Annotated in this window: 16 protein-coding genes; 10 read left to right on the top strand and 6 right to left on the bottom strand. The window is 56.8% G+C overall.

The window, feature by feature from the left end:
* The first annotated feature begins 132 nt into the window (after positions 1 to 132).
* Positions 133 to 684, top strand: coding sequence for an FAD-dependent oxidoreductase (locus ACNPM8_RS14550; protein ID WP_434692166.1), 552 nt, complete (start codon positions 133 to 135; stop codon positions 682 to 684).
* Here the strand turns inward: ACNPM8_RS14550 and ACNPM8_RS14545 are convergent.
* Positions 681 to 1,598, bottom strand: coding sequence for an NAD(P)-dependent oxidoreductase (locus ACNPM8_RS14545; RefSeq protein WP_448940086.1), 918 nt, complete (start codon positions 1,596 to 1,598; stop codon positions 681 to 683). The genes ACNPM8_RS14550 and ACNPM8_RS14545 overlap by 4 nt on opposite strands.
* Before the next feature lie 138 nt (positions 1,599 to 1,736).
* Between ACNPM8_RS14545 and ACNPM8_RS14540 the strand changes: the two genes are divergently transcribed.
* Positions 1,737 to 1,940 carry a hypothetical protein gene (locus tag ACNPM8_RS14540; protein WP_146112263.1) on the top strand — a complete coding sequence of 68 codons (204 nt, stop codon included), beginning with the start codon at positions 1,737 to 1,739 and terminating at the stop codon, positions 1,938 to 1,940.
* A 43-nt stretch (positions 1,941 to 1,983) separates the two neighbouring features.
* On the opposite strand, the gene ACNPM8_RS14535 is transcribed toward ACNPM8_RS14540, so the two are convergent.
* Together ACNPM8_RS14535 and ACNPM8_RS14530 are read right to left on the bottom strand one after the other, a co-directional pair.
* Positions 1,984 to 2,553 (bottom strand): YdeI/OmpD-associated family protein, encoded by a 570-nt coding sequence (locus ACNPM8_RS14535; RefSeq protein WP_448940085.1) that lies wholly within the window; start codon positions 2,551 to 2,553, stop codon positions 1,984 to 1,986.
* A 283-nt stretch (positions 2,554 to 2,836) separates the two neighbouring features.
* Positions 2,837 to 4,135, bottom strand: coding sequence for a LuxR C-terminal-related transcriptional regulator (locus ACNPM8_RS14530; RefSeq protein WP_448940084.1), 1,299 nt, complete (start codon positions 4,133 to 4,135; stop codon positions 2,837 to 2,839).
* A gap of 161 nt (positions 4,136 to 4,296) precedes the next feature.
* Here ACNPM8_RS14530 and hxlB point away from each other — a divergent pair, with 161 nt between their 5' ends.
* Positions 4,297 to 4,893, top strand: coding sequence for a 6-phospho-3-hexuloisomerase (gene hxlB / locus ACNPM8_RS14525; protein WP_448940083.1), 597 nt, complete (start codon positions 4,297 to 4,299; stop codon positions 4,891 to 4,893).
* 57 nt (positions 4,894 to 4,950) lie between these two features.
* A complete protein-coding gene (gene hxlA / locus ACNPM8_RS14520) occupies positions 4,951 to 5,574 on the top strand; it encodes a 3-hexulose-6-phosphate synthase (RefSeq protein ID WP_448940082.1) in 624 nt (207 codons plus the stop codon).
* 434 nt (positions 5,575 to 6,008) lie between these two features.
* Here the strand turns inward: hxlA and ACNPM8_RS14515 are convergent, their stop codons facing one another.
* Complete coding sequence (locus ACNPM8_RS14515) at positions 6,009 to 6,752, bottom strand: SDR family NAD(P)-dependent oxidoreductase (RefSeq protein ID WP_448940081.1); 744 nt, start codon at positions 6,750 to 6,752, stop codon at positions 6,009 to 6,011.
* Positions 6,753 to 6,913: 161 nt separating this feature from the next.
* Entirely contained in the window at positions 6,914 to 7,480 is a 567-nt protein-coding gene (locus tag ACNPM8_RS14510) for a YdeI/OmpD-associated family protein (protein WP_448940080.1), read from the bottom strand.
* Positions 7,481 to 8,167: 687 nt separating this feature from the next.
* On the opposite strand from ACNPM8_RS14510, the gene ACNPM8_RS14505 reads away from it, so the two are divergent.
* The 6 genes from ACNPM8_RS14505 (at position 8,168) to ACNPM8_RS14480 (ending at position 18,578) form a co-directional block, all read left to right on the top strand.
* Positions 8,168 to 9,154 (top strand): hypothetical protein, encoded by a 987-nt coding sequence (locus ACNPM8_RS14505; protein ID WP_448940079.1) that lies wholly within the window; start codon positions 8,168 to 8,170, stop codon positions 9,152 to 9,154.
* Between the two features lie 250 nt (positions 9,155 to 9,404).
* Positions 9,405 to 10,487, top strand: a complete 1,083-nt coding sequence (locus ACNPM8_RS14500) for a DUF3320 domain-containing protein (RefSeq protein WP_448940078.1) — start codon at positions 9,405 to 9,407, stop codon at positions 10,485 to 10,487.
* A 121-nt stretch (positions 10,488 to 10,608) separates the two neighbouring features.
* Positions 10,609 to 11,343: a hypothetical protein gene (locus ACNPM8_RS14495; RefSeq protein WP_448940077.1), complete on the top strand. Its 735-nt coding sequence runs from the start codon at positions 10,609 to 10,611 to the stop codon at positions 11,341 to 11,343.
* Between the two features lie 86 nt (positions 11,344 to 11,429).
* Entirely contained in the window at positions 11,430 to 14,729 is a 3,300-nt protein-coding gene (locus tag ACNPM8_RS14490) for a helicase-related protein (RefSeq protein WP_448940076.1), read from the top strand.
* A gap of 2 nt (positions 14,730 to 14,731) precedes the next feature.
* Positions 14,732 to 17,569 (top strand): class I SAM-dependent DNA methyltransferase, encoded by a 2,838-nt coding sequence (locus tag ACNPM8_RS14485; protein WP_448940075.1) that lies wholly within the window; start codon positions 14,732 to 14,734, stop codon positions 17,567 to 17,569.
* A gap of 79 nt (positions 17,570 to 17,648) precedes the next feature.
* A complete protein-coding gene (locus tag ACNPM8_RS14480; RefSeq protein WP_448940074.1) occupies positions 17,649 to 18,578 on the top strand; it encodes a DUF5655 domain-containing protein in 930 nt (309 codons plus the stop codon).
* Between the two features lie 104 nt (positions 18,579 to 18,682).
* Here the strand turns inward: ACNPM8_RS14480 and ACNPM8_RS14475 are convergent, their stop codons facing one another.
* Complete coding sequence (locus ACNPM8_RS14475; protein WP_448940073.1) at positions 18,683 to 19,267, bottom strand: recombinase family protein; 585 nt, start codon at positions 19,265 to 19,267, stop codon at positions 18,683 to 18,685.
* Positions 19,268 to 19,456 lie beyond the last annotated feature (189 nt).

The following is a 19,456-nucleotide window of genomic DNA, read 5'->3' as shown; positions in this document are numbered from 1 at the left end:
CGCAACGCCCCAACGGTACGGGATTCCTCTTCGCTGTCGCCTAGTTGGTGAAGTGCTCGTGAACGCCGACAGCAACCACCAGATCTTGCCAGGACATCCCAGTGCCCTTGAAGATGCTAGGCCGGTCAGGTCATCGACCACGAAGCTACCGGATCCAACCTGCACACCTTGATCACTGATTCCGGGAGGGTCTCGGCGCGACACGTTGTTTTGGCAACGGGGGCCTCCAGCTGTGAAACCGGCAAGGCCTTGGGAGTCAGTGTGCCAGTTGAGCCTGGATACGGCTGGTCGGTGACGCTGGAAGATCAGGACCGCTTGGTTAGCCGTGCCTTGATGGGGATGCAAGATCATGTGGTCATCAGTCCAATGCCTGGACGTGTGCGAATTACGGGCGGAATGCGTTTTGGCGGCATGAGCAATGCAGTGCCAGCTGATTCGGATATTTCAGCCCTGCGCCAGGGCGCGGAAGCATTGCTGCCAGAGCTTAGGCAGCTGCCGGAACTAAGCCGTTGGCAAGGGGCCCGGCCGATGACTGCAAGCGGCGTGCCGATCATTGGGCAACGAAAATACGAGAACCTGACAGTAGCCGCGGGGCATGGACCCCTCGGCGTTACCCTGGCTCCGGTTACCGTCGACAAGGTTCATGAAATTGTCGAGCATTCCTTGGCGGCAAGCAGGGCCTAGCCAAGGTTGCGGCGAACAATGTTGTGCGGTGCCGAACCGGTGGATAGCAGCTGAACTTGCTGCGTCGCCAAATCCGACACCAACCGCATGAATTCTGAGGTATCACCAGCCATATGCGGCGTAATGATGCAGTTCGGCGCGGTCCACAACGGATGGCCCGTGGGCAACGGCTCGGGATCGGTCACATCCAAAGCCGCGCGCAGGCGTCCCGAGCGCAGCTCGTCGAGCAGATCTGCGGTGTTCACAATAGGGCCGCGGCCGACATTCACCAGCAGTGCGCCGTCGCGCATGCGCTGGAGGAATCCTGCATCAATTAGGCCTTGGGTCTGGGGTGTATGCGGCAGAGTGCAGATGACGACATCTGCATCAGGCAGGAGCTCAGCTGCATCGCGCAGGGCGACGACATTGGTGCCATCATCCAATACCCGCGGGGAACTGGCGACTCCGGTGATTCTGGCTGGTTTGAAGGCCTTGAGCCGTTCAATAGTGGCTGTGCCCACGCCGCCCACTCCGAACACCACGACATTGGAGCCGAAAAGCGAGGAAGTCCACAAGCGAGGCCACTCCTGCTCTTTCTGCGAGGCCATGGCCGCAGGGAGCTCGCGCAATGCGGCTAGTACCAGGGCGAGGCAGTGCTCAGCGGTGGAGTCTTCCACCGCGCCGCGGGAATTCGACAAGACTGCTTCGCCGGGGAGGTGCTCCAGCACCCACTCGTATCCGAGTGATAGCAGATGCACGTGCTTGAGCCCCGGGATTCTGCTGACTCGCGAGCGATGCGCAGGATCCAGCGGCCGCTCGGTAACGAGCACATCAGCTGCTGGAGGCTCGCCATCATTGATATTCCACAAGATGGTTTCAACCCCGGGAATCTGCATGCTGTCGACCAAGCGCTGCCACGGAACTAATACACGCAAACCATGAATCCAATCGTGAGATGAGATATTGCCGGGGTTGCCCGGGCATTGAATTCCACGGTACCAAGGCCCTCGAGGAAATGATCAGTTCTTGAAACCATTTTCCCCAGAGCTCAGCCCTGCGTCTAAACTGGCGATATGACTCAGAGCGTGAAGAAAACTCGACAGGCCGGACTGGGAATGACTACAGGGGCAATGTTCATTGCCTGGACCTTGGGCCTTGTCGGAGTAGTCATGCTGATTCTTGGAGGGGCCACTGCGGCCGCGCTAGTCATTCTTGCGGCAGCGATTCTGCAAGCTGGAGCAATGATCACCGAAGCGATTTACCGTTCCGAGAGCTAGCGCACAGTAGCGCCGCCCGCGTATTGATCTACCGGTCCTAGGATCAGCCATCTGTATCCTGCTCAAGTTCTGCAACGAACCGTGCCAAGCGGGCAGTCCTCGTTTTCTCCGTTCGGGCAATCATCAGCTGATGCAGGATGTGATAGCGCGGTTGGGATTTCAAGGCCGCAAAGTTCTTGGCCGCCACGGCCGAGCGATCCAGCGCTTCTTGCAGATCCGTAGGGACCTGGGCGGTGGCCTGGCCCTGGTAGGCACGCTCCCACCGTCCGTCTTCCTTGGCCTTCTGGATTTCCGCGAAGCCCCGTGGCCGCATGCGTCCTTGATCAATTAATTCCTGGGCGAATTCAGTGTTCTTCTGGGACCAGACAGAGTTCTTCCGGCGGGGAGTGTAGCGCTGGAGGAAGGTCGTCTCGTCGCGTTTGCGGCGGATGGCATCGATCCATCCGCTGCAAAGCGCCTCTGGCAATGCTTGTGCGACAGCGAGCGCGGTGGGGGAAGTCGTTCCCTTCTTTGCCACTACCAGCCAAACGCCATCGCTGGTTTCTTCGTGTTCGTCGAGCCAAGCGCGCCAAGCGGTGACATCAGGAAGAATCAAAGCATCTTGTGGATCCATGGAACCTATCCTGCACCTCGTTGCCCATAGTTGCTAGAGCTTGGATTCGCCGTCGGGATAATGCCTGCCATTGCTTGCCCGAAGAACGGCGGGTCGTGGCCGGAGCCCGTGGAGCATTTTCCTGCTCCGGGACATCATGAAATGACCCGTCACGGTTCATGGCGAAGAGCGCGGTCAGCCGTCGGCGGGCCGAAGCGATGAGGGCTCGACCGCTGCATTTTCCCAGCACCAGTTTAGGCCCGCAGTCCTGGTCATCGCCAAGCTCAGCGTCAATGCCGGCAGGCTATGTGGAGCTGGCCACCCCATGGCTGTGCGCCAGCGCGACAGCTTGGGCGCGGGAGCTGACGCCCATCTTCTTGAAGAGATTGCGCACGTGGAATTTCACCGTGTTCTCGCTGATCCCCAGCGCCTGCGAAATAGCCCGGTTGCGCTGCCCCGCTGCCAGGAGCTGCAGGACCTCGAATTCCCGGCCGCCCAGGCTCCATTCGGCGATTTCCGCCACGGCCGACGGCGGGGCATCCAGCGGGAGCCGCACCGCGACCTCCGTGCCCCATCCGCCCATGACCTCGATTTCGATCAGCCCGTTCAGCGCCTCCACACGCCGCACGAGGCGGTCCAAGGCCGCCGCGGATGGATCGATGCCGCCGCGTGCATCGTCGCGGCCATTGATCAGCAAATTCTCGCCGTCGCAGTTCCACTGCACCCGGATCCGCTGGATGTCCTCCTGCTCCATCATCGCCGAGGCCAGGCCGCGCACGATGGCCCGGGCGGCATGGGCCACCTCGCCGGGCAGCGCCCTGCCGTTCTTGGGCGGCTCGACGAATTGCAGGTCCACGCCGCTCAAAGTGGTCAACGGGCGCAGGTCATCGCGCAAGCGGGTGAAAGCCGAAGCGACCGGTTCCTCCACGATGCTATTGGTGCGGTCATCCACGGTCTTTAGCCCGACCAGGGTCTTGGCCGCAAGGTCGATGGCGGCAACGCGCGCGGCCGCATCGTCCAATTGCGTCGAACGCAAGGTCGCCAGCAGGATATCGAGGCTCGTCGCATACTGTTCCACCAGCTCGCCGGTGACCCGGACACGCTCTGCCGAGACCGCGCGCGATTCGCGCAGATAGGACGGAGGGGCATCGGCCACCTTCTCGCGGATCCGGTTGGCTGCCAGATTCCACAGGTATCCGATCATCTCGGGCTGGCCACCGGCGGGGCGGGGCTCGATCAGCACCAGCAGCGCATTGCTGGGCGGGTAGCGCAGGGCAAGGATTTCCCGCGGAGCACCGCCGATCTCGGCACGCTCGCTCCAGCGGTTCTCGCCGGGATGGGAACCGCGGATCCGATCCAGTTCCGCAATGCCCGCCAGATCCGTGATGCGCCGGTCGCCGGCGAGCTTCCTGGGCCTATCGGTGCACTCCTCGGTGAAAATGGCCAGGGCCGCACAACGGATTTCCGGAGCCAGGGCATCACGCAGGCGAACGGCGATCTGCGGCAGCGCAGCCGTGGCCAGCAGCGCGATCGATTCGAGCACCCCTGGTGCCGGCTCGGCAGCTTGCAGGCCAGGGACGAAAGAGGAGTCCAGAATGCTCATGAAGGCGAGTGTATCGCAGCTCGGGGGAGCAGCCACTATCCGAAAGGATAGGTTCAACTGCCTGTAAATGGCGTAGCGGCCACCCCTTTCTGGCCGGAGGATTGACTCATGCCCATCAAAGCCGATCCGGTCCGCCGGGAGGCGCTGTCGAAAGGAATGGCATGAACACCATGGCCGAACCCCTCACCGAAGCGATATCCCAGCAGGACGTGCTGGACACCTTGGACCTGGTCCATTCGGAGATCGAGGCAACCGTGCGGGGCGTGAAGCCGTGGCAGGTCATCGAGCTCGCAGCGCAGCTGCGCGCGGCACCGAGGGTGTTCGTCGCCGGTGCCGGGCGCAGCGGGCTGGCCTTGCGCATGGCGGCGATGCGCCTGATGCATCTGGGCCTGGCCGTGCACGTCGCCGGGGATGCCACCACGCCGGCCATCGCCGAGGGGGACCTGCTGCTCGTGGCCTCCGGATCCGGAACCACCGCGGGCGTGGTCCAGAGCGTCCGCACCGCCCAGCGGGCCGGCGCCCGGATCGCGGCCATCACCACCGATCCATCCAGCCCCATCGGGTCGGCCGCCCCCGTTCTCGTGGAAGTCCCGGCCGCCGGGAAAACGGACCACGGATCGTCCATTACCCGCCAATACTCCGGCAGCCTCTTCGAGCAGGCGCTGTTCCTGATCACCGAAATCGTGTTCCACACGCTCTGGAACGCGGATGATGCCACCGCCCAGCAGCTGTGGCAGCGCCACGCGAACCTGGAGTAGACCGGCGCTTTGGCGCCAAAATCAACCCACCACCAATAACCCCTGAAAGGGAACATCATGAAAATCCAAGTTGCCATCGATCTGCTCAGCACCGCCGAAGCCCTTGAACTGGCTGGAAAAGTCGCCCCGTATGTGGACATCATCGAGCTGGGCACCCCGCTGATCAAGGCCGAGGGGCTGTCGGTAATCACCGCCATCAAGCAGGCCCACCCGGACAAGACCGTCTTCGCGGACATGAAGACCATGGACGCCGGGGAACTGGAAGCGGATATCGCCTTCGCCGCTGGCGCGGATCTGGTCTCCATCCTCGGGGCCGCCGATAATTCCACGATCGCCGGCGCGGTCAAGGCCGCCACCGAGCGCGGCAAGGGCATCGTCGTGGATCTGATCGGCATCGCTGACAAGCCAGCCCGGGCCCGCGAAGTTGCTGCGCTGGGCGTCCAGTTCGTCGAATTCCATGCTGGCCTGGATGAGCAGGCGCAGCCGGGCTACGACCTGGATGTGCTGCTGAGCGCTGGCACGGCATCCCAGGTGCCGTTCTCGGTGGCTGGAGGCGTCAGCATCAGCACGATCGCCAACGTCCAGAAGTCCGGTGCGCAGGTCGCCGTGGCTGGCGGTGCCATCTACTCCGCCGCCGCCCCGGCTCAGGCAGCCAAGGAACTGCAGGCCGCACTGGTCTAGACGCAGTTCCCCGTGGGGTTGTGAACCCGATCTGACTGAGTATATGCATTGATCCTAGTGTGGGGTCGACGATGCTCATAGTGGCGAGGCTAGGCGCTGTAGCTCCGTGGGACATGAAGACCCCCGTGCACGATGGTGAATGCGGTAACCCGCATCCTGCCGGAGGTTTTCTTCATTCTCTAGTGTTCACAATGTCCCGGGGAACTACAGTTAGCAGGAACTTGGCCAGCGACTGCTCGTACAGTTCTGGGAAAGCCTGGCTCCAGGCTTTGACCCTGTCAGTCAGAGCCATTGGCGACCCCACCGAGAGTAGTCAATAATCGACATCGTGCACATGGGGATGCGGGCGCGAAAGCGTTAGTCGGAGGGCGCTAAAGCAATCCAGAGCCCGGGGCAATATCCCGGACTTGGAGTGCAGGAAAGAGCTCCGGAGACTAGTAGAGCTTGTTGGCGCCGCCATCTGCCATGAGGGTCTGGCCAGTGACGTACTTGGCGTCATCCGAGAGCAGGAAAGCAACCACCGGTGCGACGTCGGCTTCCGGATCGCCGAAGCGGCCCAGCGGCACCTTGGCCAGCGACTGGTTGTACAGGTCCGGGAAGGCCTCGCTCCAGGCCTTAACGCCGTCGGTCAGCGCCATGGGGGAGACCACGTTGAGGCGGATGTAGTCGGCGGCCCATTCGTTGGCGGTCACGCGGGACAGGCCGCGGATGGCTTCCTTGGCCGAAGCGTAGGCGGCCTGGGTCGGCTGGCCGACCATGGCCGAGCCGGAGCCGAAGTTCACAATAGAGCCGCCATTGTCCTTTAGATGTGGGTAGGCGGCGAGCATGAACTGGCGGGTTGCTACGAAGCCGGTGTTGAAGGACAGATCCCAGGCAGCCTGGTCCAGATCGGTGAACGGTGCCTGGCGCGAAGCATGGGCGTTATTGACGAGGCCGTTCAGTCCGCCGAAGTTCTCCACGGCCGCGGAGACTGCTGCATCTGCGGTTTCCTGCTTGCTGACATCGCCTTCGATGAAGATCACCGAGTCGCCGAGTTCTTCTGCCAGCGCGGCGCCAGCCTCGGCATTCAAATCCACGGCGACGACCTTTGCGCCGCGGCGAGCCAGGACTCGCGAGATCGCTCGGCCGATGCCGGATGCGCCACCGGTGACAATGACAACCTTGTTTTCAAGCTGCATGAATTTCTCCCTTCGGCAGTACCGGAACCGCCACGTCCCAGGCGCCGATTACCCGACGTCATTCCGGAGTCTACAGCAGCGCGACATGTTCGGGGGAGCGCAGTCCCAGTGGAAGATTTCCCGTTATTGACTAGCGGAAATGGTATTCACAAGCTACCGGATTATCCAGCTTCCTCGTTCAACTGGGCGATGAAACGCGTAATGCGAGCAGCTCTGGTTTTCTCCGTCTTGGCGATCATCAGTTGGTGCAGGATGTGATAGCGCGGCTGGGACTTCAATGCCTCAAATGCCGCCTTGGCCGCCGGCGCAGCATCCAGCGCGCGCTGCAGGTCCTCGGGGACTTGGGATGTCGCTTGCCCTTGGTAGGCCCGGTCCCACCGTCCATCGGCTTTGGCCTTGTCGATCTCAGCCTGCCCACGCGGGCGCATCCTGCCCTGGGCGATCAGTTCCTGGACGAACTGGGTATTCTTCTCGGACCAGACTGAGGCTTTGCGCCGGGAGGTGTAGCGTTGCAGGAACGTCTTCTCGTCGTTGCTGCGCCGCTGGCCATCGATCCAGCCGCTGCATAATGCTTCCTGCAGCGCGTCGGCAACCGGCAATGACGTTTGCCCGGTGGTGCCCTTCTTGGCTACGAGCAGCCACACGCCATCGCTGGTTTCTTCGTTTTCATCCAGCCAAGCGCGCCATGCGTCGACGTCCTTGAAGATCAGCGGGTTGTCGTAGTCCATGTCAACCATTGTGCTGGCCACGAGCGTGTGCTGGCCACGAGCGCTGAGTGCGAGGAGGTCGAGCTAATCGCGGTAATTTTGGAGCTAGGGACCGTACGAACCTGCTGGAATAGTGATTCTTTGGCCCGGTACCCGCTCTTGAGGGCAAAATAATGTGGAACCTGGGATCTTCGGAAACCCAGATCGGGGCGTCCGATAACAGCCGGTAGGCAATTGTGCGTGATCTGAGCGTCGAGTAAGGCATAGACATGGTCCCGTCATAAGGACGGAATTAGTTGCCTCTCATCAGAAAGACCTGGATCTTATTAATGGGTGGGTTCCTGGCGGGGGCGAAGTGATTAACAACGCTACTTCCGAGGAATACGATGATTTCAGGTGCATCACCGTGGCAATTGATCATTTGCTGGTCAATGGCGAGTAACAGGCCCTTGTCAAACAGGTATTCGCCTAATTAAATTCTCATTGACCAATCAGGCATCCTAGTTTCACAGCGGGATAGTCGCGAACTGGCCACAACTTTCTAGTCGGAGTCTGCCCTCGAGCATAATCGAATACTGGATCTCATTCTCCACCGACAGAAAGCCCGGTCTTTGCCACTCTATTTTCATGTTGTTGCAGCCACCGTGACATGATTTTCAACGTGGCGCGCACGGGCCTTCTTGGCTTTTAAACCTTTGCTTTAGACCAATGTCGATTCATTTGAAAGGCTCAATTATGAACTACTGGCAGACAATGCCGTCCACGTACGGCAACCGACTTGATGAGTTGGCGCAGACTGTGTCGGCTTGTCGAGAGGCCTTCCATGAAACCGCTAATAAATTCTGCTGGGTACCGGCGGCAGGATCTGGAGCGGCCCAAGCCGCGACGTACCTTCCATCGCCTGATCCGGTAATCGACAAGCCGAGTGGTGAAACCGGCCACCGTCTCGTCACAGAGGTCATCCAGATTTTTCTCTTTAATGCCGCCGCACATTTGGGTAGTTGGGCTGCTCTGCTGCGAGCTGCAGAGGTCGTTTCTACTCCGCCATTGCTCTTGCGTGCTGTTATCGAGAATTGTGCACACGTGGTGTGGTTGATAGGCAACGACCCAGCGGAGGCTCCAGAGAACCGTCTTGCTCGCGCCTACCTCGAGGAGTTAATAAGCGCCGAGGAAGCCAAGAAGAACGCCGGCCGGCTTCACGGCAAGAGCGGCGACACCTATGCCCGCACGGTGGATGCCTACAAGAAGGTCAAGACAGACATTGCAACCCGTTTTGATGGCTCTTGCCTAGAGGAATCGGGTAAGAAGACACTTCGCGGTCAAGTATTGCCGGGCCTTGAAGAGTCCGTGAAGTTGATGTATGAGCTCACTGCCAGCTTCGGAGGCACGATTGATAAAACTGGGGCTTCGGGTCTTTATGGGATTCTTTCGAATCTGACCCACCCGACGCTCTATACGACGCGGGACATGCGAGCGTGGACCAAGGATGAGACGACTGGTTACAATGTTGCGAACGTTCGCGTAACCATCGAGTCGGTTGAGAAGGACGTTCGTGTAGGGTTAGCAGCCTTCTACAACGCCATGTGCTACGTCACTAGCTACAACGGTTGGTCAGAAACGACATTGAGGACTCTTGAGAGCAAGATCGAAGCAGTGATCCCAGACTTCTTCGTTACTGCTCTCGAAGCCGAGTGACCGGGTCTCAAAGTTGGTGGGGAGTGCGACCGTGCAGGGATGCTGCGCAATTGTCATTACAGTCAGTTTCTTCTTCCTTTCAGGATTGCTCCTCGACCCTCAGCTCCGGGGTTGCGCCGATTCCCGTGCAGATAGCCAGTTGCATCACGGATAATCAGCTCTAAAGGTCAAATCCATCAGCTGATGCGTATATCTGGGGGTGTGCTCAGGGTAGATTGATTCATTGAAGATACGAGTGAATTGGGGGAACATGTCTAACGTCCATGTGCAGCAGGCGATGAATCTATTGAGCTCAGGCTTGAATGAGTTTATTACCGCAAAATTGCAGCCGATATTGGGTCCGTTGGAATGGCCGTCGGTGCTCAGTGAGCTGGATAGCTTGAAGGGCAAAGAGGGGTGGACCTATAGTCGTACCGATGTGGCGCTTCAACTACGCATGTTGACGGAACGGCTGGGGAATCTGGGCTATCCCTTTGATGCGGGAGATAAGAACAGGACGTTGAGTTCTTACGGCTCGGTATTACGGATCGTACGCAGACGATGGGCCCACAACGACGAGTTCGGAACCTTTGATGCCTTGAATGCCGTAGATACGGTGCGGACTGTGTTAGCGCATATCGGCAATCAAGATCGTGCGGACCAAGCGACGGTTTTGAGGAATTCCTTGGTCTCTGAGTTGGTTGAAAGCCCGACTGATCGTTCATCCGCTGAAGAAACTTCTGAGAATTCGGTTGTCTCTAAAAAGGACGCCGGCGGGCGTGGAACGTCGGAGACTCAACCGGCGGGGAACGCTACCTTGACGGGGGCCGTGCCTTGGGAGCCTTGGAACGTCGCTGTGGTTGGTGAGCAAGAGGATCTGGATTCGTTGCGCCCGGCGCGGGTGAAAGAGATGGTTCGCAGCTTAATTGAAGATGTGGTGGAAAGCGAAGGTCCAATCCACAAAGACCGGTTGGCGAAACTGGTTGGGTATGGTTTTGGGTTCACTCGTGTCTCCGCAGCACGCAAGAAACGCATCCTCAACCAGGTAACCCATGCAGCCGTGGCGGTCGATCAACACGGATTCGTCTGGTCTGAGGGAATCGATGTTACCAAATGGCTGATTCACCGCACGAGCACCGAGGCGCAACGTCGATTTGAGGACATTTGTCCGGTTGAGATCGCGAACGCGGCGGCTGCTGTGATTCAAAGCCAGGGACAAATGAGCGCAGAGCAGCTCCGGCAAAAAGTGCTTGAGCAATTCGGACGGAAGATAAAGAGCAAGGGCTCGGAGTTCCAAATGGATCTAGGCATTTCTTACGCGATTAGCCAAGGTATGATCCCGGCAGGTTCCTGAGCAAAAACATTCTCGAAATCGACGGGCTGCCTCCTGCCTTATCTGAAAGGTTCTTCCGGAATTGTTCTCACATGTCATTGAGTTTTTTCGAGACCCCCGAGCCTGGGTCTTGCTCTTATGCGTGCTCCTGCTGTTCGCTGGCATTGGGTTACAAATGTTCAGGCGTGATGCCAAGAACCCGCTCAGTACGGAAGAACTTGGTGCGGATACGACAGGACAAGAAAACGACAAACCGCCTATGTCGAATTCATGTACTGATACCCCACTGGTGGGCAGTCCCAGAGAATCCTACCTGCCGGATGCACAAAGTCCCGCCCCACCAGAACCTAATGACACCACGGGGGAACCTCTGTCCGCAAGGCAGAGTTCGCTAGAAGACGAACCATTGGCTGAAACTTCGGCAAGTTCTGCGGCGATGACTCGAAACGGATCGGATACTTCTCGGCGTACCCATCCAGCTTCTGAGCCGGTGGTTCACATGCGAACCACGCAAAACCTATCCAGCAAGAAGCTCAGCTTTCCGTTTGAAGCATCCGAACGAGTATGGTCCATCTCTGAATCGACCCGGGCTGTAGAGCTTTATCGTACGGGGAAACCGATCTTCCAGATTGCCCGAACGATGCGGATTGATCAGAAACAGGTTGCCATGCACTTAGTCAGGGAGCTTTTCGGTTTTCAGGGTGAACTCAACGATCTTGAAAACGCCCCGCGGAACGGGAAATCCTATACCGACGATGAACTCGCGATAATTGTCAGCTATTTTGAGGCGGGAAGCCCAATCCAAGATATTGCTACCGCCGTTGAGCGAACTGTCCTGGGAGTGGGATGGCGGATGCTCGATCGCCGCATGGTCTGACATGGTCGACTAATTCATTTATTGACTTTGGATTTATGCTCCGTGGTGATATGTATGAGGAATAAAACCAAGATAATGGGGAATACATGCCAACAATTTTTGATAACACCGACGGAAATACTCTCGGTGGAAGCCTTAGCACAGTATTTCCTGAACATCAAAGTATTGATATTGCCACGGGATATATCGATCTGCGCGGGTGGGGAGCCTTTTCTGACTTAGTCGATGCAAAGCCCATCCCTGCGGCATCGAATAGCTTGCCGGTTGCTCGTATTCTAGTTGGAATGGTGATGCCCTCGGCCGCCGAGGGAATGTTGGAAGATCTGCAACAGCAAGTGATGGCTCCAGATCCTAACGCTGGCATCGCTGATTTTGAATCAGCCCGGAAAAAACAGCACCAGCTGGTGCATCACCTGCGTGAACAGCTCATGCGCGGCTTGTCCACGAAGCAAGGGCAAGAGGCGCTGAGGGCTCTAAAGCGGCAGTTGCAAGCTGGGCAGGTGCAGATGAAAGTCTTTACGCGTGCGCCTTTGCATGGCAAGACCTATATTCTCCGGAATCCTGGGCATTACGCCTTGCCGGTCATGGGATATTTGGGATCCTCGAACCTTACCTCGGCGGGTCTCTATCGCAATCTTGAATTGAATGTGGACGTGTTGGAGCAGGATGCCGCACTCAAGCTTGCCGATTGGTTCAGCACCCACTGGGATGACCATCTGTCTTTGTCGATCACCGAGGACATCATTGAGCTGATCGAAGAGTCATGGGCTAATGAGGAACAGCCCACCCCCTTTGAAGTGTTCTTGAAAGTGTGCCACTCGATTTCCCAGGATGTCCGGGACGGTTACGGGTATGTGTTGCCTCCCTCGATGCAGAAACTATTGCTGGGATATCAGGAAAGCGCGGTGCGAGTTTTGGCGCGGCGTATTGTGCGGCGTGGGGGAACGATGCTTGGTGATGTTGTTGGTCTGGGCAAGACGCTTACGGCTGTTGCGACCGCGATGATGTTGCAAAATGCCGAGGATTACTCGACTTTGGTTCTTTGTCCTAAAAATCTGGAGAAGATGTGGCAGGAGCACCTGGACGCTTACGATATCAATGGACGCGTGGTCCCGTACTCGATGGCAGCGAAGATCCTTCCAGAACTTAAGCGTTTCAACCTAATCATTTGCGATGAGTCGCATAACCTGCGCAAGAATACCCGCAAAGACTACGATGCGATCCACACTTACGTGCGGGACAACGACTCCAAGGTGCTGTTGCTGACAGCAACCCCATACAACCTTGCCTTTGAAGACGTAGCAAACCAAATTAGCCTGTATTTGGATGATGACGATGACCTCGGCATCACTCCCACCCACGCCCTGGCGTTAGATCCAGGCCTGGCGGACAAGGTGGATGGCAAGACAAATACTCTTGAAGCGTTCCGCCATTCAGAACATGCCGAAGACTGGAAACGGTTGATGAGCGAACATTTGGTGCGCCGCACTCGATCTTTCATCAAACGCACCGCGCAAAAGCAATCCGTCCGGCAAGACGATGGAACCATCATTGAACGGGAGTTCCTCCAATTTTCCGACGGAAAACCGTTCTTTTTCCCACAACGAATTTCCAAGCCGATCAGCCATGACTTCGACGGGGATGACCCGGCCAAGCTGATGGAGGACGATGAAACCCTCGATGCGATCAAATCATTGTGCCTGCCCCGATACACTTTGGCAGCCTACGATTCACCGAAGAAACGCCACACCCCCGAAGACAAGAGCATCCTGGAAGATATCAAGGCTGGACGCGGTAATGTCGCAGGGTTCGTGAGGACCGGATTGTTCAAGCGTCTTTCCTCCTCGGGATATTCGTTCATCGAGTCCCTGCAACGCCAACGCGCTCGTAACAGCTTGTTCTTGTATGCCATCGAGCAGCAACTGCCGATCCCTCTGGGAACCTTCACCGAGAAACAGCTCGGGTCTACCGACGAGGACATTGAGGATGCCGACGGGATGCATGGCACCGAAGAATCCCGATACCAGCACCTGAAAGAGCATCTTCCGGCTTCTACCCGGTGGCTGAATACCACCATCTTTACCGATGCGCTGCGTGCCGATCTGCTGCGGGACAATACCACCTTGACCTCACTGTTGAAACGCTACGGAACGTGGGATTCGTCTAAGGACTCCAAGATCAATGCCCTGGTTGATTTGCTGCGGCAGGAACATGAGGGTGAAAAGGTCCTGATCTTCACCGAGTACAAGGACACCGCAGAGTATATTGCCCGGGCTCTGGCCGAAGCTGGCATTGAACGAGTCGGTGTTGCCACCGGCGATACTGAGAACCCGGGAGCGGTTGCCCGACGATTTTCCCCAGGATCCAATAAGCTTCCGGGCACCGACACGATTCATGAGATCGAGAATCCGATCGATGTTCTAGTGGCTACGGATGTTCTTTCTGAAGGCCAGAACCTGCAAGACGCGCACATCGTGGTCAATTACGATCTCCCGTGGGCGATCATTCGGCTGATCCAGCGCGCCGGTCGTGTGGACCGTGTAGGTCAACAGTCCGATACCGTTTATGTGTATATGATTTCGCACGAGAAAGTCGAAGACCAGATCAGCTTGCGGCACCGCATCAAGCAACGCCTGGAGAACTCGGCTCAAGCCTTCGGTTCGGATGAGCAGTTCTTCGGGACTGCCAAGGAAATCAGTGTTCTGGACAACCTCTATAACGGGAATCTTCTGGATGAAGGAGCTGAAGACGACGAAGCTGATGCTGTGAGTGAAGCATGGCTCGTATGGTCGCAGGCCGTGGAGAAATACCCGGAGGTTACTCGTCGGGTGATGGCCATGCCAGACATGCTCCATTCTACTCGCGACCAGTATGTTCATGAGACTGAAGGGTCAGTGATTTGCTACGTCAATACCACCTCGGGCATTGACGCCTTTGCAGTCTCAAGAGGCGGCGGAGACGGGCTACGCGAACGGGAACGCCTGATCACTCCTTACGAGGCATTCAAGCTATTCCAAGCGGAGCCCGAAACACCGACCGCGCAGATCCGTGAGGATCACTTTGAACGTCTCGAACACCTGGTCCGAGGACCGCTATCAAGTGAAAGCGTCGCGGTGGGGAACCTCAAGGGTGTCCGTAAACGCATTTGGGAACGATTCGCTGGAACACTGTATATGAGCGGAATCGAAGACGCTCTGGACGCATTGCATGAGCGGCCGCTGCAGAAATTTGCAGAGCTCAAACTTCGTGCCGCGATGCGGAACCGAGTCTCTGACGAAGACCTCAAACTCATCCTGCACCAGCTGCATGAAGAAGAAAAACTCGTCATCAAAACCATCGATACGGACCCTATCCGGATCGTCTGCTCGCTAGGAATCAACGATTAATCATGCCTGCCAGTTTGCTCAATCTCGTCGAAACGCACGACTACCAACGGCTCTTCCTCGAACAGCTTCGGTGGTCCCGTCCCGATCAGCAACCCCTCAAAGTAGTGCTCGATGAGAGTAGGACAATTACTGCTGCGAACGTTTCAAGCTTCAAGGGACTGCGGGTTTGGGTGTGTGCTGAGCTGCCGAGCTCTTCGGATCAGGTGGCGGTAGACCGGGCCGTTGCGAGGGTTTCGACAGATCGCATCGTGATTTTCCATAACAACGAGAAGCAAATCTGGCGTTGGCCTTCACGAATCGTGAAGGGCGCCAGCACCACGACGCGACTCACTTCCCACGTCCACATCACGGGCAAAGATAATCCGAAGCTGATCGACCGGCTATCACGAATCACCCTCGACGCTCGGGAAGATCTTACTGCCACCGCAGTGATCGATCGGGTTAAGCAGGCCTTTGATGTGGAAACGGAAAACGAGTCCAAGCGTGCTTCCAAGCTCATGGCTTCGATGTACAGCGCGCTGAGCACGTCCTCTATTCCAGAGCACGATATTTCGGTGACCCTCGCACGGATTCTCTTCCTTATGTTCGGCGATGACACGGACATGTGGAAGGCAGACCTATTCCAAAACTTCATCATCAACCACACGGAGCCCGACGGGTCAGACCTAGCTGACCGGCTCAACGAGCTGTTCGAATATTTGAATACTCCACCCGCTAGCTCACGATCGATTCCTTCGCATCTGCAGGGATTCAAGTACGTGAATGGTGGAATCTTCGCTGAACCTATTGAGCTCACCACAGTGGGTTCCGAGTTGCGTGTTGCGATTCTTGATGCCTGCGGCACTGACTGGTCAGATATTTCCCCAGCAATTTTCGGCTCCATGTTCCAATCCGTACGCAACGCGGAGACCAGACGCGAGTTTGGAGAACATTACACCTCTGAACGCGATATCCTCCGCACCCTTAACCCGCTCTTCTTGGACGAACTTCGGCAAGAGTTCCTCGATGCGGGCGCCGATCAGAAAAATCCACGCAAACGACTCCGGGCACTGCGCCAGCGTCTGTCGAAGATTCAGTTTCTTGATCCAGCCTGTGGTTGCGGCAACTTCATCATTATTGCCTACCGGGAACTACGCCTTCTCGAAATAGCGATCATAGAGAAGCTCCGGGAACTCAGCGGTGGAAAACCAGTTTTCACCGAAGGGCAAACAACGCTCCTCCTCCCGGGGACCAGGCTGGAGATCACGGAAGACAACTATGACAGTCTGGATGACCCAACACCTGTTGTCATGCTTAATAATTTTTATGGGATCGAGATTGACGAGTGGCCAGCGAAGATCGCTGAAACTGCTATGTTCCTTACGGAACAACAATGTGACCTGCAAATGCAGAAGAGAATCGCTTTCGCCCCGGAGCGATTGCCAATTCTTCAGCAAGCCACCATCGTTACCTCCACTAGGGAAAACCCGCAGCGTGGGAATTCTCTCCGTCTTGACTGGAATGAAATCTTCGCACCAGACGAGAACACCGTCGTGGCAGGAAACCCGCCATTCTTAGGTGACAATACACGCGGAGTAGATCAAAAAGCCGATTTACAGGCAGCCTGGGGAGGTAGCAAAGACCTTTCTCGGCTTGACTATGTCACTGCATGGCACGCGAAAACTATGCGCTTCCTCGATACAGCACTCAGTGTGGGTGTCTGGGCTTTCGTCACCACGAACTCCATCACCCAAGGCGACCAGGTGCCGCGCCTCTTTGGACAGATCTTTGCTGATGGGTGGCGGATCAAATTCGCTCACCGCACCTTTGCATGGAGCAGTGAAGCTCCAGGCGCCGCCGCCGTGCACTGCGTCATCGTCGGATTCACCCAAGATAAAAAGATCCCAGCCCGACTTTTCACCTACCAAACACCTAAAGCGCAACCCATCGAAGCACCGGCCAAGAACATCAATGCGTACCTGCTGGACGCTGAAAATGTTTTGGTGGAGAAACGCAGCACTGTTCTTAGCCCGGAATTGCTGCCCACGGCTTATGGTTCGAAGCCCACTGATGACGGAAATCTGATTGTTGAGCCGGAAGACTATGCCGAAGTCATGGCAGATTCCGTAGCAGCCAAGTATGTGCATCGCTACATCGGCGCCAAAGAACTGCTGCACAACCTTGACCGGTGGTGTCTGTGGCTCGAAGGGATGGAACCCCGGGACTTGGAGCGTAGCCCGATACTGAAAAAGCGTGTTGCCGCTGTGCGTGACTTCCGCCAGGCCTCCAAAGCGGCCAGCACCCGTGAGTACCCTTATCACCACCTATTCCGACAACTGGCCAAACAAGATACATCTTACGTCTGTGTGCCACGTCATGTCTCCGAAACCCGGAGTTACTTCACCGTGGCACGGTACAGCGAGGACGTGATTGCAGGGGATGCGAATTTCACGATCCAAGACCCGGACGGGTTGCAGTTTGCGGTCATGTCCTCGGGCATGTTCATAGCCTGGCAGAAGGCAATCGGAGGAAGAATCAAATCTGACCTGCGGTTTGCCTCGACCCTGACCTGGTATACCTTCCCATTCCCCGCCTTGAACGACAAACAACGCGAGGAAATTATCGCCGCTGGACAGCAAGTGCTTGAAGCCCGTGCGCTGCATTCCGAACGTTCACTAGCTGAGCATTACAACCCTCTGGCTATGTCACCTGAACTTTTGGAAGCACATACAGCCCTTGACGATGTTGTGGATCGAGCTTTTGGGGCAACCAATACCCTGGATTCAGATGAGGATCGGCAGAGAGCTCTATTTGCAGCGTACGAGAGGATGAAGGCCTTCTCCGCTGCTAGTCATCTATGACCGCGGTCGTATCTCGGTTGTTGGCCACTTCAAGATTTCTAGGGAATAGTAGACGTACTTAAGTAGGAGCGGGAATTGAATGTCTGATTTGAAAATCTTTTCAGTGACTGACGATGCTGCCGTCGAGTTGCCGTCCACTGGAGTTTCTTTAGAGCGTGAGCTTCAGATATTGCTGGAGAAGAACTTAGAGAACATCTTCGGGGTTCGATATTTGGCGAGCGAATACTCTACGGGGAAGGTTCATAGAGGCCGCATAGATTCACTTGGTCTAGATGAGACTGGTTCGCCAGTGATCTTGGAGTACAAGCGCTCGACCAACGAGAATGTCATTAACCAAGGCTTGTTCTACCTGGATTGGCTCTTGGACCATCAGGCAGAGTTCCGTCTTCTTGTTGAGGAACGGTTGGGCCGTGATATTGCCTTGAAAATTGATTGGTCGGCTCCTCGGCTGATTTGTGTCGCCGGAGATTTCACGCGGTATGACGAGTATGCGGTGCGGCAAATCGATCGCAATGTGGAACTGGTTCGGTACCGCGTTTACGGTACAGGTTTGTTGGCCATCGAGCTGGTGACATCCACTGCCACATCCACCTCAACTGCTCCGCCGAAGAGTCCGTCCATCAATGAAGTAGTACCGAAAGTAGTTTCCAAGCGAACGCGCGTGAGCGATCTCTTGGAACGCTCCGATGAAGAGCTGACGAGTCTATACGAGGACTTCGATGCGTTCGCTATGACGCTTGGTGATGATGTCGTGAAGAATGAACGGCAAGATTACTTTGCGTATCGGCGGTTGAAGAACTTTGCATGTGTGGAGGTTCATCCGAACTCCAAAAACTTACTGGTGTATCTGAAGCTTGATCCCCAAACGATTGAGCCGGTTGACGGATTAATTCGGGATGTGTCGAATATTGGTCATTTTGGGACGGGCGATGTAGAAGTTCGAATTAAGGATCGTAGTTCCTGGGATCTGCTGGAGGAGCTTACCCGTCGCGCGTATGAAGAGAACTGACGAGAGAATCGACTGAGGATTTTGGTGCGTACCAGTTATATCCCGCAATTGTGAGTGTCGCCGGATTGCGGCGGTCCAATTTGTCCGTATACAGCTTTGCACTCTTACATGCTCTGAATGTTCCTGATTCTTCGGTATAGGGTTGCCCTAGACATGCCCATGTCTATGGCGACTTGGGTCGCCGGCTCACCGGCCTGGATGAGTTTGGCTGCGGTGCGGATCTGGGATTCGGTGAAGGTGGGGCGTCGGCCGCCGAGGTCGCCGCCAGTGCTCCGGCGTTTGGTCACGGAGTCGGTGATGCGTTCGCGTTTGATCTCCAACTCCATTTGGGCCAGGGCGGCCATGACGGTAAAGACCATGGCGCCCATGGGCGTTCTCGTATCGACGTCGCCGCCGCCGAGGTTGAGTACCCGTAGCCCGATATTGCGCTCACGTAGCTCGTGGGCGAGGTCGAGCATTTTCTGGGTGTAGCGCCCGAGCCGGTCCAGGGTGGTGATCACGAGAGTGTCGTCCGGGTGTAGAGCGTGGAGTGCTTTGTCTAGTCCGGGGCGTTTGGCCAGTGCTCCGGATTGGCCGTGGTCGATGTAGAGGTCATCGTGGCGGATGCCGGCGGCCAGGAGGTCTTGGATTTGCCGGTCGGCGTCTTGGGCCTTAGTGGATACGCGGGCGTACCCGATCAGTTTGGTCATCGGTCCTTCAAATGTGTCTCGCAACTAATGGTGTAGACATGATTCTATGTCATTGGTTGCGACACATAGTTGCGAGAATTTTCGATCGTTGAGTTTCCGCCGATTTTTTATCGGGGAGTGGCGCGCGATGAGACGTCTTGCAACCTATGATTTTTGCGACGCGTTCTTAGGACGAGTAGAAGAAATTCA

This window comes from Glutamicibacter sp. AGC46 (genome assembly GCF_053543715.1).
The sequence above is the reverse complement of the archived record's forward strand: the minus strand, read 5'-3'. Positions and strand labels throughout refer to the sequence as shown.